Raw genomic sequence first — 15,357 nt, forward strand, 5'->3', positions numbered from 1 at the left:
GCCGAGGCACCTGCGCTGACGAGTTGAAACGTCTAACACCTCTCGATGGTACGGGTGCCTTGTGCGTTGCCTCCTCGTCACCCCATCAGTGGCCTCGCTGAAAAGCTTGGTGATGAGCAGGGAAGGATTTTCTCAGTTGCCTCCGCCGGGGCCGCCGCCGTTGCCGCCGCCCGGGCCGCCTCCGCCGCCGAACGCCTGGAGCTGGACGGGCTGGCCCTCCTGGAGTTGGCTTCCCGCGCCGGGCTGGACGTTGTAGATGCGGGCGTCGTCGCCGACCGGGTTTCCGTCCGGGCCCACCGCGGTGATCTGCAGGTTCAGACCCAGTGCGTTCAACTCGGCCTTGGCGTCGCCCACCGTCTTGCTGACGAGGTCATCCGGCATCGTCTGCTGCGGCTGCTGCGTCTGCTCCGGACCGGAGGAGACCGTCAGCACGATCTGGGTGTCCAGCGAGATCGCGCCGTCGCTCGGCGCCGGCGTCTGCTGGACCACGCTGCCCTTGGCCGTGGTGTCCGAAGGGATGTCCTGCTGCGCCCGAGTGACGTTGGTGAAGCCCTGCGCCTTCAGCTGCGCCTTGGCGTTGTCGTACGGCACGCCGGTGACGTCCACCGGGGTCTGCTTCTCCGGGGTCTTGGAGACCGTCAGCGTGATCTTGGTGTTCAGCGCCTTGCTCTCGCCGCCGGACGGGTCCTGCGCCAGGACGATGTTCGGGTCGTCCGTCGTGGAGTCCTTGTACTTCACCGTGATGTTGGTGAAGCCGTGGTTGATCAGCTCCTGCTTGGCGTTGTTGACCTCGTCGTGCAGCACGTTGGGCACGTCGGCCGGCGGCTTGCCCTTGCACAGCTGCACGGTGACCTGCTTGTCGGAGGGCGCCGGCGCGTTGGCCGCAGGCGTCTGCTTGCCGACCATGTTCAGCGGCACGGTCGGGCAGTCGATCGCGTCGCCCTCGGTGATCGTCAGGTCGACGTTCGCCGCCTTGGCCTTGGCGTCGGGCAGCGACAGACCGATGAAGGACGGCACCGCCTCGCTCCCGCCGCCGGAGTCCTTGCTGAACAGCGCCTTGCCCAGGAAGATCGCGCCGATCAGCACCAGCACGCCGGCGATGACCAGCAGCACTGTGGAGGTGTTGTTCTTCTTCTGGCGGCGCCGGTCCGGCCGGTCGTCGTAACCGTAGCCGCCGTCGTCCTCGCGCATCGGCGGCAGCATCGTGGTGTGCTGGTCGCCGCCCTGCGCGGGCAGCGCGGTGGTGGCCGCGCCGTCGCCGTAGGGCTGCGGGTAGCCATCGCCGGCCGCGCCCATCGCGACGGTCGCGCCGACCGGCTGGCCGTCCAGCGCCGCCTCGATGTCGGCCCGCATCTCGTCGGCCGACTGGTAGCGGTAGTCGGGGTCCTTGGTGAGCGCCTTGAGGACGATCGCGTCCATCGCCGGCGTGACCTCGGGGTCGAAGACCGACGGCGGCTGCGGGTCCTCGCGCACGTGCTGGTAGGCCACCGCGACCGGCGAGTCGCCGACGAACGGGGGCCGCACGGTGAGCAGTTCGTAGAGCAGGCAGCCGGTGGAGTACAGGTCGGAGCGCGCGTCGACCTGCTCGCCCTTGGCCTGCTCGGGGGAGAGGTACTGCGCGGTGCCGATCACGGCCGCCGTCTGCGTCATGGTCATGCCGGAGTCGCCCATCGCGCGGGCGATGCCGAAGTCCATGACCTTGACCTGGCCGGTGCGCGTCAGCATGACGTTGGCCGGCTTGATGTCGCGGTGCACGATGCCGGCCCGGTGGCTGTACTCCAGCGCCTGGAGGATGCCCACGGTCATCTCCATGGCGCGCTCGGGCAGCAGCTTGCGCCCGGAGTGCAGCAGCTCGCGCAGGGTGGAGCCGTCCACGTACTCCATGACGATGTACGGGATCGAGACCCCGTCCACGTAGTCCTCGCCGGTGTCGTAGACGGCGACGATCGACGGGTGGTTGAGCGAGGCGGCGGACTGGGCCTCCCGGCGGAACCGGGCCTGGAAGGACGGGTCGCGAGCGAGGTCCACCCGCAGCGTCTTCACGGCGACGGTACGGCCGAGGCGGGTGTCGTGGGCGAGGTACACCTCGGCCATGCCACCGCGGCCGAGCACCGAGCCCAGCTCGTACCGGCCGCCGAGGCGACGCGGCTCTTCCATAGCTCTGCCCTCTCCTCAAACCCGTTCGCTGACCGGCCCTGCCGTGCCCTGCTCCGACGGCGGTTCCTGCCATCCATCCGACTATCGGCCCGACGACCGTCGATCACCGAATCCGTGAAGCCGTAGCCTGCGCCTGCACGGGGATACGCTACCCGGCGTGTCGCGCGCAACTGCGCCCCGTGCGCCTGCTGATACCTGACCGGTACCTGCGGCGGACCCGGTCGCCACACCGCGCGCGGTGTGGCGCTTCTCACTTGTGGAGGACCGCCTCCATCACCTTCTTGGCGATGGGCGCGGCCAGGCCGCCGCCGCTGATGTCGTCGCGGTTGGCCGAGCCGTCCTCGACCACCACGGCCACCGCGACCGGGGAGCCCTGGTCGGTCATCGCGTAGGAGACGAACCACGCGTAGGGCGCCTTGTCGTTGCCGACGCCGTGCTGGGCGGTGCCGGTCTTGCCGCCGACCCGCACCCCCGGCTCGGAGATCTTGGCGTTGGTGCCGGTGCCCTCGTTGACCACGGTCTCCATCATCGACTGGAGCTTCTGCGCGTTCTCCGGGGACAGCGGCTTGCTCAGCTCGCTCGGGCTGGTCTGCGAGATGGTGCTCAGGTTCGGCGCCACCAGCTTGTCCACCTCGTACGGCTTCATCAGCACGCCGTTGTTGGCGATCGCCGAGGCGACCATCGCCATCTGCAGCGGGGTGGCCGCGGTGTCGTACTGGCCGATGGAGGACTGGGCGAGCAGGTCGTCCGACATCTTGGTGTCGAAGTTGCTGGCGTCCGCCCGCACCGGCACGAACTGCTCCTTGTTGAAGCCGAACTGCTCCGCCTCGTCGACCATGTCCTTCAGCCCGACCTCGGCGCCCAGCTTGCCGAAGACCGTGTTGCAGCTGTACTTCAGCGCGTTGCGCAGCGTGGCGTCCTTGCAGGGGATGTGGCCCTCGTTGACCAGCGGGGTGGTGGTGCCCGGCAGGGTGTAAGGGTCGGGCGTCGACGTCTTCTTGTCGATGTCGTCGATCTTCCCGCTCTGCAGCGCGGCCGCGGCGGTGACCAGCTTGAACGTCGAGCCCGGCGGGTAGGTCTGGCGCAGCGCCCGGTTGAGCATCGGGTCGTCCGGGTCGTTCTTCTTGTCCAGCGCAACCCAGTTCTTCTCGTCCGTCGCGGAGTTGCCCGCGAAGGACCCGGGGTCGTACGACGGGGTGCTGGCCAGCGCCAGGATCGCCCCGGTGCGCGGGTCGATCGCCGCGACCGCGCCCTTCTTGCTGCCCAGGCCCTTGTACGCGGCCTCCTGCGCCTTGGCGTTGAGCGTCGTGACGACGTTCCCGCCCTTCTTCTCCTTGCCGGTGAGCAGGTCGATGGTCCGGTTGAAGAACAGCCGGTCGTCGTCCCCGGTGAGGAACTTGTCGTCCACGCCCTCCAGGAAGGTGGTGCCGTAGGCCTGCGAGGCGAAGCCGGTCACCGGCGCCCACATCGGCCCGTCGGTGTAGGTGCGCTTGTACTTGAAGTCGCTGCCGGTGGTGGTGGTGTGGCCGGTGACCGCCTTGCCGTCGACGATGATGTCGCCGCGCGGCTGGGCGTACTGGTTGATCGCCACCCGGCGGTTGTGCACGTCGTTGGACAACTGGTCGGCCTGGACGAACTGGACGTAGTTCACCCGGACCAGCAGGGCGAGGACGAGCAGGCCGCAGAAGACCGCGACGCGTCGCAGGGGCTTGTTCACTGGCTGCGCACCACCTGGGTCGCTTCGGCGTCGGGGGAGGCCGCGGGGGCCGGGGCGGGCCGCCGCGCGGTGTCGCTGATCCTCAGCAGGATCGCGACCAGGGCCCAGTTGGCGATGACCGACGAGCCGCCCTGGGCCAGGAACGGCATCGTCATGCCGGTCAGCGGGATCAGCCCGGTCACACCGCCGGCCACCACGAACACCTGGAGCGCGAAGGCGCCGGACAGGCCGATCGCCAGCAGCTTGCCGAACGGGTCGCGGGCGGCCAGCGCGGTGCGCACCCCGCGCTCGATGAGCAGCGCGTAGAGCAGCAGGATCGCCATCAGCCCGGCCAGCCCCAGCTCCTCGCCGACGGTGGCCAGGATGTAGTCGCTCTTGGGCGCGATGCCGCCGATCAGCCGGGAGTAGCCCTGGCCGAGGCCGGAGCCGAACAGGCCGCCGGAGCCGAAGGCGTACATCGACTGCGCGGTCTCGGTGACGCCGCCGTTGGAGGCCAGCTCCAGCGGGTGCAGCCAGTCGTGGACGCGCACCTTCACGTGCGGCTCCGAGCTGCCGACCACGGCCGCGCCGCCCGCGCTGAGCAGCAGGCCGAAGACGATCCAGCTGGTCCGCTCGGTGGCCACGTACAGCATGATCACGAACAGGCCGAAGAACAGCAGCGAGGTGCCGAGGTCGGTCTCGAAGACCAGGATGAGCATGCTCATCGCCCAGATCACCAGGATCGGGCCGAGGTCGCGGCCGCGCGGCAGGTACAGGCCCATGAAGCGGCGCGAGGCCAGCGCCAGCGCGTCCCGCTTGACCATCAGGTAGCCGGCGAAGAAGACGGTGATGATGATCTTGGCGAACTCGCCGGGCTGCAGCGACCCGATGCCCGGCAGGGTGATCCAGATCCGGGCGCCGTAGACCGCGGGGAAGAACACCGGCAGCACCAGCAGCACCAGCGACAGGAACATCGAGATGTAGGTGTAGCGCTGCAGGATGCGGTGGTCCTTGAGGAACACCAGCACGCACACGAACAGCGCCACCCCGAGCGTCGACCACATCAGCTGCTTGGGCGCCATCGCCGAGCCGAGCACCGGCTCCTGGTCCAGCCGCCAGATCAGCACCAGGCCGAGGCCGTTGAGCAGGGTGGCGATCGGCAGCATCAGCGGGTCGGAGTACGGGGCGAACTTGCGCACCAGCAGGTGCGCGATGCCCGCGAGCACGCCCAGGCCCAGGCCGTAGCCGAGCAGGCCGGCCGGCACCGAGTCGTTCTTGGCCAGGCCGACGTTGGCGTACGCGAACACCGGGATGGCCACGGCGAAGACGAGCAGGGCCAGCTCGGTGTTGCGGCGGTTGGGCGCGCCGATCGAGGTGATGGTGGTGGTGTTGCTGGCGCTCATGAAGAGCCGGCTCCTCCTGCTGCTCCCGCTCCTACTGCTGACCGGTACCGCATTGCTGCGCCAGCTTCTTCTCGCTGTCGGTCAGGGGCGGGGTGGGGGCGGTGGACGGGGTCGGGGTGCTGCCGGCCGTGGGCGTGCCCCCCTTGGCGGGGGTCTTGCCGGGAGACGTGGTGGGGGTGCCGGCGGGCTTCTTCTGCCCGCTCTGCGTGCCGGCGCTGCCGGTGGCCCCGCCCGCGCCCACCGAGCCCGCGGCGGTCTTGGCCGCCCCGGAGCCGGCGCTGCCGACGACCGTGCGGGCGTCCGCGACCTTCCGGCACACGTCCGCCTGCTGGGCCAGCTCGTCGGCCTTGTCCGACGCCTGGCCGAGGCTGCTCACCGCGATGGTGTCCTCGACCTGCTTGCGCTGGTACGAGGGCAGGTACTTCAGCGGGATGTCGGTGCGGTCCTTGTGCACCTTCGACAGGCTGATCCAGCCCAGCTTCTGGTCGATGCCCTGGTAGACCGCGACGTGGTCGTCCTTGGCGCCGACGTAGTACTGCGTCTGCGTCCAGGCGTACGCGCCGTACAGCCCGCCGCCGACGACGGCCAGCACCACCACCGCGATGACGGTGCGCCTGAGCCAGGCGCGCCGCTTGGGCTTGTCGAAGGCGTCGTCGTCGTACGCGCCGAAGGAGCCGAGCACGCCGGCCTGCCCGGGGTCGCCGCTGCCGGGCGGCCCGAAGGCGCCGGAGGGGCCGCCCTGGTGCGGGGTGCGGCCCAGCTCCGAGGCGCGGCCCGCGGGGGTCTGCAGGTGCCGCGGGTCGGACAGCGGCAGCTGGGTGTCGGCGACCGCGCCTACGACCACTGGGGTGTCATTGAGCTGCGCGGCCAGCGTGTCGCCGTCGTCGGTGTCCAGCACGTCGGCGACGATGCACGTGATGTTGTCGGGTCCGCCGCCGCGCAGGGCGAGCTGGATCAGCTCCTGCACGGTCTCGTGCGGGGCCTGGTAGCCGGCGAGGGTGTCCTCGAGGGTCTGGTGGCTGACGACGCCGGACAGACCGTCGGAGCAGATCAGATACCGGTCGCCGACCCGCACCTCGCGGATGGAGAGGTCGGGCTCGACGTGTTCGCCGCTGCCCAGCGCGCGCATCAGCAGCGAGCGCTGCGGGTGCGTGGTGGCCTCCTCCTCGGTGATGCGGCCCTCGTCGACCAGCCGCTGCACCCAGGTGTGGTCCTGGGTGATCTGGGTCAGCGTGCCGTCGCGCAGCAGGTACGCGCGCGAGTCGCCGACGTGCACCAGGCCGAGCCGCTGGCCGGTCCACAGCAGCGCGGTGAGCGTGGTGCCCATGCCCTCCAGCTGCGGGTCCTCCTGGACCATGTGCAGCAGCTGGTCGTTGGCGCGCTGTACGGCGGTGCCCAGCGAGGTGAGGATGTCGGAGCCGGGGATGTCGTCGTCGAGCGTGACGATGGTGGAGATCACCTCGGAGGAGGCGACCTCGCCGGCGGCCTGGCCGCCCATGCCGTCGGCGATCGCGAGCAGACGGGGGCCGGCGTAGCCGGAGTCCTCGTTCCCCTCGCGGATCATGCCCTTGTGCGAACCGGCGGCGAAACGCAGGCTCAGGGACATGCGCACCTCCCCCGTCGGCTCCGGGTACATCCGCACGCTGCCCACCCTCTCGCTCGCGCGTCGTGGCTCCGCTCGCCCATTGTGCGACTACTTCCGCAGCTCGATGACGGTCTTGCCGATGCGGATCGGCGCACCCAGCGGAACCGGCGTGGGCGTGGTCAGCCGGTTCCGGTCCAGATAGGTGCCGTTGGTGGAACCCAGGTCCTCGACGATCCACTGGCCGTCGCGGTCCGGGTAGATCCTGGCATGCCTGCTGGACGCGTAGTCGTCGTCGAGCACAATCGTCGAGTCGTGCGCCCGGCCCAGGGTGATCGTCTGGCCCTGGAGCGCGACGGTCGTGCCGGCCAGCGATCCTTCGGCGACCACCAGTTTGGTCGGGGCGCCGCGGCGCTGCCGCGCGGGCTGCGGCTGCTGGCGGGCCGGTGCGGGCTGCGCCTGCTGCTGCCGCTGCTGCGGCGGCCGGGACCGGTCGTCCCCGCGGCGCGAGGCGCGCTGGGTCACCCGGGTCCCGAACAGGTCACTGCGGATGACCTGCACCGCGACGATGACGAACAGCCACAGCACGGCGAGAAAGCCCAGCCGCATGACCGTGAGGGTCAGCTCTGACATTGGCCCCGCTTCACCCTTCGGCTTGCCGGTAGACGATGGTGGTGCTCCCCACGACGATGCGGGAGCCGTCGCGGAGCGTAGCGCGCTGGGTGTGCTGTCCGTCCACCACGATGCCGTTGGTGGACCCGAGGTCCTGGACGACCGAGGGCGTGCCGACCCTGATCTCGCAGTGCTTGCGGGACACCCCGGGGTCGTCCACCCGCACGTCGGCCTCGGTGGAACGGCCGAGAACGAGCGTGGCGCGGGAGATCTGGTGCCGGGTGCCGTTGATCTCGATCCAGCGGCGGGTGCTCGCCGCGGGGGAGCCCGCCGGGACGCCGGTGCCGGGCAGCCGGGTCACCGAGGCGCCGCCGGGGCGGTGGGCGCCGGGCGGCGGGGCCGCGGGCATCGGCGGCGGGCCGGAGGGGCGTCCGCCGGGGGCTCCGTGGCCGCCGGGGCCGGGACGGCCGCCGGGCGCCGGGTAGGCCGGGCGGGGCTGCTGCGGGTAGCCCTGCTGGGGCTGCGGGCCCGGCTGGTACGGGGCCTGGTGCGGCTGGTGGGCCTGCTGCCCCTGGTGGCCCTGGTAGCCGCCGTGATCGGGGTGCTGCGACTCGCTGGCGGCCAGGGTGCGGCTGCGCACCCGGTACAGGCCGGTGTCGAGGTCGTCGGCCCGTTCCAGATGGACCTTGATGGCGCCCATGAAGGTGTAGCGCTGCTGCTTGGCGTAGTCCTCGACCATGCCGGCCAGTTCGTCGCCCAGCTGCACCGCGTACGGGCTCAGCCGCTCGTAGTCCGGCGCGCTCAGCTCCACGATGAAGTCGTTCGGCACCACGGTGCGGTCGCGGTTCCAGATCGTGGCGTTGTTGTCGCACTCACGCTGCAGCGCGCCGGCGATCTCGACGGGCTGCACCTCGCTCTTGAAGACCTTGGCGAAGGTGCCGTTCACCAGGCCTTCCAGCCGCTGCTCAAAGCGCTTCATCACACCCACCGGGCACCTCCCTCCTCGGGCTCTTCCATCGGGTCATGTCGATACTGCTTACTGATCGTATCCACGCGCGGGAAAAACGGCTGGTTCCCCGATCCCGGCGGGCAGGCCAGTGTCAACCCTCACACCCGCCCTGCCCGTGGACCCCCTGCCCACTGCGATGGTAGAGGTGCCGTCCGGTGACGGTCCCCGGTTCCCCTGTCCCCAGTGTCCCGTACCCCGTGACGGCAAACCGATGTGATCGAGCCCCTGGCGGCGTGCTAATCTTCTGCGTGTCGGGAGGCGCTCCCACACCACCGGGACGGCACAGTCCACCGGATGTGTGAGAATCGAACGACAGCACCTATGCGCGGGTGGCGGAATAGGCAGACGCGCTGGATTCAGGTTCCAGTGCCCGCAAGGGCGTGGGGGTTCAACTCCCCCCTCGCGCACCACGGCAGAACCCCCGTCCCGGATCTTTCCGGGGCGGGGGTTCTTCCTTTGTGCTGCTTTCGCGCTCGGAGGGTCGGCGACACGCGTGGGCGCGCCGGTGGCAGGGCGCGGGGAACCGGGGCAGGGTGGTGTCCGTTGGTCCCATTGGGCAAAGGAATCGTCAAGCGGCGCGGCCCGCGCCGAACCGAGCAGGGAGATCCACCATGGGTGTCAGCCTCTCCAAGGGCGGCAATGTCTCGCTGACGAAGGAGGCCCCCGGTCTCACGGCGGTCAGCGTCGGTCTGGGCTGGGACGTGCGTACCACCACCGGGTCGGACTTCGACCTCGACGCGAGCGCGCTGCTGCTCGACGCGTCGGGCAAGGTCGTGTCGGACAAGCACTTCGTCTTCTTCAACAACCTCAAGAGCCCGGACGGCTCGGTCGAGCACACCGGCGACAACCTCACCGGTGAGGGCGAGGGCGACGACGAGGTGATCAAGGTCAACCTGGCGGGCGTGCCGGCCGAGGTCGACAAGATCGTCTTCCCGGTGTCCATCTACGAGGGCGAGACCCGCCAGCAGAGCTTCGGCCAGGTGCGCAACGCGTTCATCCGCGTGGTGAACCAGGCCGGCGGCGCGGAGATCGCCCGCTACGACCTCACCGAGGACGCCTCCACCGAGACCGCGATGGTCTTCGGCGAGCTGTACCGCAACGGCGCGGAGTGGAAGTTCCGCGCCGTCGGCCAGGGCTACGCCTCGGGCCTGCGCGGCATCGCGCAGGACTTCGGCGTCAACCTCTGAGGCCCGCTCCGCCGCACGGGGCCCGGTCGCGGCTCCCGTGCGGATGGACGCCGTCTCCGCTCAGCCGGCGGGGGCGGCGTCGGCCCGCCGCGTCGGCCCGGCGGCGGCCGGCTCCGCGACCCGGTCGGCGGGGGCGGCGTCGGCCTGCGGCGCGACGTGCGAGGCGGCGTCGGCCTGCGGCGCGACGTGTGACGCGGCGTCCTCGTTGTAGCGCCGCAGATAGGCCGCGAAGCGCTCCAGGTCGGCCGGCTCCCAGTCCGCGAGCCGCTGGTCGAAGGCCGCCCGCCGGTTGAGCTGGGCCGCGGTCAGCACTTCGACGCCCTTCGGCGCCAGGTGCAGCACCTGCACGCGCTGGTCGGTCGGGTCGGTGCGGCGCTCGATGTACTCCAGCCGCTCCAGTGCCGCCACCTGGCGGCTCACCGTCGACTTGTCCAGCAGGTAGTGCGCCGCGAGGTCCGTCGCCCGGCAGCCCTGCTGCTCCTCCAGGTGCGCGAGGATCGTGTACGAGACCAGGGACAGGTCGGGGTGCATGCGGGCCGCGGTGGCCCGGGCGCGGCGGGCGAACGCGGTCAGCTCGCGCTGGATGCTGTTCAGGGACGACTGCCGGGTCGGCGGGGCGTCGCGCACCTCCGCCGCGGAGATCGCTGCTGGCGTCCCGGTCATCGCGCCACTCCTTGTCGGTCCCACCCGCGGGTCTCTCGCGGGTCGTTCGGTCCCTCGCGGGTCGTTAGCGGATCGTTCGCGGGCGCTCGCACGACGACGGCGTCCCGTGAGAGTTGCATAATACAACGAACTCGCGGGCCGATCCCGCGTCAGCCCGTCGGCAGCGGCAGCTCGAACCAGACGACCTTGCCGACCGCCTCGCGGCTGGTGCCCCAGCGCCGCGACAGGTGCGAGACCAGGGCCAGCCCGCGCCCGGTCTCGTCGTCGCCGTCCGCCCGCTGCAACTGCGGCAGATTGTGGTTGTCGTCGCTCACCTCGACCAGCAGTTTGCCGACCCGCATCATCCGCAGCTCCACCGCGTGCGACGCGGCCCGGATCGCATTGGTGACCAGCTCGCTCACCAGCAGCTCCGCGGTCTCCGCGAGCCGATCCAGCCTCCATGCGGCGAGCTGGCGGCGGGTCAGCCGGCGGGCCTCGGCCACCTCGGCCTGGTCCAGCCGCAGCGTCCAGCGGACCACGTCCTCGGGCGCGATGCCCTCGAACCGTGCGACCAGCAGCGCCACGTCGTCCGTACGGTCCTCGGAGTGCACCCGGGCGAGGATCTGCCCGCACACGTCCTCGGGGGTCTGCTCGGGCTCGATGACGTGCGAGCACAGGGCGGCGAGGCCGGCGTCTATGCCCTGGCCGCGCACCTCCACCAGGCCGTCCGTGCACAGCACCAGCCAGCTGCCGTCCGGCACCGGGATCTCCACGGTCTCGAACGGCACCCCGCCGACGCCGATCGGCGCGCCGCCGGGGATCTTCAGCAGCTCGCTGTGCCCGTCGTAGCCGGCCAGCACCGGCGGGATGTGGCCCGCGTTGGCCAGGGTCAGGGTCCGCTGGATCGGGTCGTAGACCGCGTAGACGCAGGTCGCCAGGTGCTCGGTGCCCAGGCGGTGGGCGAGGTTGTCCAGGTGGCGCAGCAGCTGGGCGGGCGGCAGGTCGAGCGCGGCCATGGTGATCACCGCGGTGCGGAACTGGCCCATCACCGCCGCCGCCTGGAGGCCGTGGCCCATCACGTCGCCGACGATCAGCGCGACCCGGCCGCCGGGGAGCTGGATGGCGTCGAACCAGTCGCCGCCCACCTGTGCCTGCCGGTCGCCGGGCATGTAGTGGTGGGCGATCCGCACGCCCGGCAGCCGCGGCGGCCGGGTCGGCATCATCGAGCGCTGGAGCGTCGCCGCGGCGCGCGACTCCTGCCGGTGCAGCCGCGCGTTGTCGATGTGGACCGCGCCGCGGGCCGTCACCTCGGCGGCGGTCGCGGCGTCCCGCGGGTCGAACGGGCGGCGGTCGGGACCGCGGACGAACGCCACCCGGCCCAGCACGGTCCCGCGCGCGGTGAGCGGCGCGACGATCAGCGAGTGGCCGGCCAGCAGCGGCCCGAGCGTCGGCACGCCGAGGTCGAGGGCGATGTCCGGGGCCAGCGCCGGGTCCACGACGGGCACCAGCACCGGTTCGCCGAGCGGCGGCACGATCCCGCCGGCCGGCAGCGTCAGCAGCTCCCCCTCCGGCAGCGCGGTCTCCCAGGCGTACGGCAGCTCCTGGCGGGCGATCGCCACCCGCCGGATCAGGACAGTGTCGCCCGGCTTGTCGTCCGTCGGCGGCTCGGTGTCGGAGAACAGCTGGTCCACCACGAGCACGGCGGCGAAGTCGGCGAAGCGGGGCACGGTCACCGCGCACAGCTCGCGGGCGGTGGTGTGCAGGTCCAGCGTCGAGCCGACGACCGCTCCGGTCCTGCGCAGCAGGTCGAGCTGCTCGTCCAGGGCGGTGCCGGTGGCGCGTATCACCGGGGCCTGCGGGGGATCGGGGGAGCGGTGGGGGCGGTTGGGGCGGCGTGGGCGTTCGGACCGGCCGGGGCGGCGGGATCGGTCGCGCCCGCCGGGCTGGTCGCGTCGGCCGGACCGGTCGGGTCCGCCGGACCGCTTGCGCCGGCCGGACCGGTCGGCCGGTGCGGGGCGCCGGGGCCGTCGGGCAGCGGGGCGGCGCCGGGGAACTGCGGGCCGAGCGGCTTGAGGAAGGGCGTGACCTTCGGCGCGGGGACGGCGGTCAGCGCGGAGGCGCTGGACAGGTCGGCGGGAGCGGCGCCGGCGGCGCCGGGAGCGTGGCCGGGCGCGGTGGAAGGTGCGGTGGGCGCGGCGGGGGTGGTGGGCCCTGGCTGCGGGAGGTGCGGGAGGTGCGGGAGGTGCGGGAGGTGCGGGAGGTGCGCGGGGTGGCCGGGGCGGCCGTACGGGCTCGGCTGACCGTGTCCGCCGGGCTGCTCCGCCGGTCCCGCACCGAGGGGCGTGGCCGGGCGGGCGGTGTCCGGGGCGCCGGGTCCGGCGGGGGCGTCGGCCGCCGCCGAACCGTTGCCGGCGGGGGCCGCCGGGCCGGTGGGGGCCGTGGCCGCCGGGGCTGCGACGGTACGGCGGTCGGCGCGCGGGCCGGGCAGCAGCTCGCGGCGGGCGGCCCGCTCGGCGCGTTCGGCAGCGGCGGCGCGTACGTAGTCGTGGGGGACCACCGGCAGCCGGGTCCCGGCGTCGATCTCCAGCGCGGGGTGTCCCAGCGCGGCGATCCGGCTCACGATCCGGTCCTGGCGGCCCTGCCGGGCCCCGGGCAGGACGCCGCGGAGCCGTGCCGCCGCGGCGTACGCCCGCTCGGCCTCGGCGCTCCGCGCCCCCTGGACGGGCGACGGCGCGTGCTCCGGGCCCGGGACGGCGGACCGAGGGTCCGAGGCGGATCGGGGGTCCGAGGCCGCGCGGGGGTCCGAGGCCGCGCGGGGGTCCGAGGCCGCGCGGGGGTCCGAGGCCGCGCGGGGGTCCGAGGCCGCGCGGGGGTCCGAGGCCGCGCGGGGGTCCGGGGCCGGCCGGGAGCCGGGCGGGCGGTCGGGGTCGGCGGCGTCCGTGCGGGCGCCGCCGGGGGCGGTGGGCGCGGTGGGCGCGGTGGGCCGGTCGTGGTCCGCGGCGTGACCGGGCGCGGCCGGGGAGCCCGCGTCGGGGACCTGGCCGAGCACTGCGGCGACCGCGATGTCCTGGCGCTGCGGGCCCTCCGGGACGTACGGCAGCATCCGGCCGCCCAGCGCGATCCGCAGGCTGCCGGTGCGCAGCGGCTTGGCGTGCGCGGCGATCGCGAGCAGGCTGCTCCCGCCCGGCTCCACCAGGCGGTACGTCCACCAGAGGACGTCGCGCAGGGTGCCGTCGCGATCGGTGGCGGCGAGGGCGCCGGCCCACGCGGGGTCCGTCAGGTCGTCCAGCAGGTCCAGGGTGTCGTGGCGCGGCGCCCCCGAACGCCTCCCGCGCGCGCCCACCGGCTGCAGCGCGGTCAGCAGCCCCGACGCCCGCTGCCCGAAGACGTGCTCCCAGCGGTGCCCGAACAGCTCCTCCGCGCCCCGGTTCCAGTACGAGATCCGGCCGTCGGGGTCCACGCAGAGCACGGCGAGCCGCAGCACGGCGGCCACACCGGCGTCGGGCCTGCGGTCCATGGGCGGGCGGTCCTGGGGCCCGCCGTCCGCGGCGTCGGCCGTCGCGTGGTTGGTCGCGTGGTCGGTCGCGTCGTCGTGCCGCCGGGCCGGGTCCTCCCGGTCGTGGGCGGGGTGGGCCGCGGGGCGGCCGGAATCGCGCGCGGGCGCGTCCGCTGCGGCGTCGGGCGCCGCCGCCGGGAGTGCGGCTGTCGCCGCAGTGGGCCGGGCGTGCGCCTCCCGGGGTTCGCGCTGTTCCTTGCCGGTAGGACGGTCGGTGTGCGGATCGCTGTCGGTGGCCGAAAGGGGCCGGATGCTCTCGTCCAACGTCGTGCACCTGCGGTTCGGCGCTGAATAGGGTCACGGGGTCCTGAACTCAAGGCAAGCACGAAACCATGGGCGGAGGCGACCGAATAGCCGGATTGCCCCCCACTTGTGGGACGATGACGGGTCGTCCGCTGACGTGGCTTCAGGCCAGCGCCGTACCGGGGCGGGAAAGCGCAGGGGGGCGGCGGACGCTGGGCGGGCGCGGTGGAAGGCACGGTGGAGGGCGCACCGGCGTACGTGGCGGTCCGCGGGACGACCGGCGCGGGACGGGCGGGCAGGACCCGCGCCGGATCACCGGAGGGTTTCACGTGGAACATTCGCCTCCCCGGGCACAGAGCGGACGCCCGGCCATGATCGGGCGTGCAGGGCCTAGGCTGTCCGGGTGACGAACACCTCCGGAGCCCAATCGTCCACCGCCTCGTCCACCACCCCTTCGTCCGCATCAGCCGACTCGACCGGGCCGACCGGGCCGGCCGCGTCCGCCGCCGGGGGCGTCGGCGGCGGGGAGGACCGCCTTGCCAAGGCCGTGCGGGCGGCCGAGCAGGCACTGATCGAGTTCGAGATCGCGGTGGAGACCTTCCGGGTCGAGGTGGAGAACTTCTCCCGGCTCCACCACCAGCGCCTCGGCCCGATGTACGCGCGCCTGGACGAGCTGGACGCGCTGATCGCCGAGGCGGTCGCCGCGCACAGCGGGGACCGGCAGGACATCGAGCGGGCCTGGGAGGCGCGGGCGCTCGTCATGCCGATGCCGGGGGTCGAGGAGCTGTTCGGCGGCATGCTGGGCGCCGACGGGGTGCGACCGGTGGAGGACCCCAACCCGCCGCGCCGGGTGCGGCCGGGCCGGGAGGCGCAGCGGCTGTTCCGCGAGCTGGCCCGCAAGGCGCATCCGGACCTCGCGCAGGACGACGCGGAGAAGGAGCGCAGGAGCGCCTTCATCGCCCGGGTCAACGAGGCGTACGCCTACGCCGACGAGGACGCCCTGCGCGCCCTGTCGCAGGAGTGGGACGCCGGTCCGGTGCCGGAGGAGGCGCCGCCGAGCGAGGCCGAGGTGCTCTACGCCCGGCTGGAGTGGCTCGCCGAGCGCAAGGAGAAGCTGGCCGCGCAGGCGGTCGAACTGGACCAGAGCGCCATCGGCCAGATGATGAAGCTGGCCCCCGACGATCCCGACGCCCTGCTCAACGAGATCGCCGAGCAGCTGCTCACCCAGGTCGCGCAGCGAGAGGCCCGCCTGGAGGAGCTGGTCCGCAAG

General features: G+C 72.8%; 10 protein-coding genes, 1 tRNA gene and 1 pseudogene. 3 read left to right on the top strand and 9 right to left on the bottom strand.

Annotated elements, in window-relative coordinates; translation table 11 throughout:
* Positions 1–132: 132 nt before the first annotated feature.
* From pknB to VSR01_RS20075, 6 genes are all read right to left on the bottom strand, one after another.
* On the bottom strand, positions 133–2,157 hold the full coding sequence (pknB, locus tag VSR01_RS20050; RefSeq protein WP_326450560.1) for a Stk1 family PASTA domain-containing Ser/Thr kinase: 2,025 nt from the start codon (positions 2,155–2,157) through the stop codon (positions 133–135).
* A gap of 250 nt (positions 2,158–2,407) precedes the next feature.
* Positions 2,408–3,874 (bottom strand): peptidoglycan D,D-transpeptidase FtsI family protein, encoded by a 1,467-nt coding sequence (locus VSR01_RS20055; RefSeq protein WP_326450561.1) that lies wholly within the window; start codon positions 3,872–3,874, stop codon positions 2,408–2,410.
* Complete coding sequence (locus VSR01_RS20060; protein WP_326450562.1) at positions 3,871–5,256, bottom strand: FtsW/RodA/SpoVE family cell cycle protein; 1,386 nt, start codon at positions 5,254–5,256, stop codon at positions 3,871–3,873. Before VSR01_RS20060 ends, VSR01_RS20055 begins: the two co-directional genes overlap by 4 nt.
* A 31-nt stretch (positions 5,257–5,287) precedes the next feature.
* Positions 5,288–6,892, bottom strand: coding sequence for a Stp1/IreP family PP2C-type Ser/Thr phosphatase (locus tag VSR01_RS20065; RefSeq protein WP_442785690.1), 1,605 nt, complete (start codon positions 6,890–6,892; stop codon positions 5,288–5,290).
* A gap of 57 nt (positions 6,893–6,949) precedes the next feature.
* Complete coding sequence (locus VSR01_RS20070) at positions 6,950–7,471, bottom strand: FHA domain-containing protein FhaB/FipA (protein WP_326450564.1); 522 nt, start codon at positions 7,469–7,471, stop codon at positions 6,950–6,952.
* A gap of 10 nt (positions 7,472–7,481) precedes the next feature.
* The gene (locus VSR01_RS20075; protein ID WP_326450565.1) at positions 7,482–8,438 is read right to left on the bottom strand and encodes a DUF3662 and FHA domain-containing protein; all 957 of its coding nucleotides are present in this window, start codon (positions 8,436–8,438) and stop codon (positions 7,482–7,484) included.
* A 344-nt stretch (positions 8,439–8,782) separates the two neighbouring features.
* Here VSR01_RS20075 and VSR01_RS20080 point away from each other — a divergent pair.
* Positions 8,783–8,869, top strand: a tRNA-Leu gene (locus VSR01_RS20080).
* 201 nt (positions 8,870–9,070) lie between these two features.
* Positions 9,071–9,646, top strand: coding sequence for a TerD family protein (locus VSR01_RS20085; protein ID WP_326450566.1), 576 nt, complete (start codon positions 9,071–9,073; stop codon positions 9,644–9,646).
* Positions 9,647–9,706: 60 nt separating this feature from the next.
* Here the strand turns inward: VSR01_RS20085 and VSR01_RS20090 are convergent, their stop codons facing one another.
* The 3 genes from VSR01_RS20090 to VSR01_RS20100 all read right to left on the bottom strand — a co-directional run bounded on the left by VSR01_RS20090 (position 9,707) and on the right by VSR01_RS20100 (position 14,108).
* Positions 9,707–10,309, bottom strand: a complete 603-nt coding sequence (locus tag VSR01_RS20090) for a MarR family winged helix-turn-helix transcriptional regulator (protein WP_442785500.1) — start codon at positions 10,307–10,309, stop codon at positions 9,707–9,709.
* A gap of 149 nt (positions 10,310–10,458) precedes the next feature.
* The gene (locus VSR01_RS20095; RefSeq protein ID WP_326450567.1) at positions 10,459–12,135 is read right to left on the bottom strand and encodes an ATP-binding SpoIIE family protein phosphatase; all 1,677 of its coding nucleotides are present in this window, start codon (positions 12,133–12,135) and stop codon (positions 10,459–10,461) included.
* On the bottom strand, positions 12,132–14,108 hold the full coding sequence (locus VSR01_RS20100; protein ID WP_326450568.1) for a PAS domain-containing protein: 1,977 nt from the start codon (positions 14,106–14,108) through the stop codon (positions 12,132–12,134). The genes VSR01_RS20095 and VSR01_RS20100 overlap by 4 nt, the downstream gene beginning before the upstream one ends.
* 382 nt (positions 14,109–14,490) lie before the next feature.
* Here VSR01_RS20100 and VSR01_RS20105 point away from each other — a divergent pair.
* Positions 14,491–15,354: pseudogene (locus tag VSR01_RS20105) on the top strand (hypothetical protein); the annotation flags it as partial.
* Positions 15,355–15,357: the final 3 nt, after the last annotated feature.

It is taken from the genome of Actinacidiphila sp. DG2A-62 (genome assembly GCF_035825295.1).
GTDB lineage: Bacteria > Actinomycetota > Actinomycetes > Streptomycetales > Streptomycetaceae > Actinacidiphila.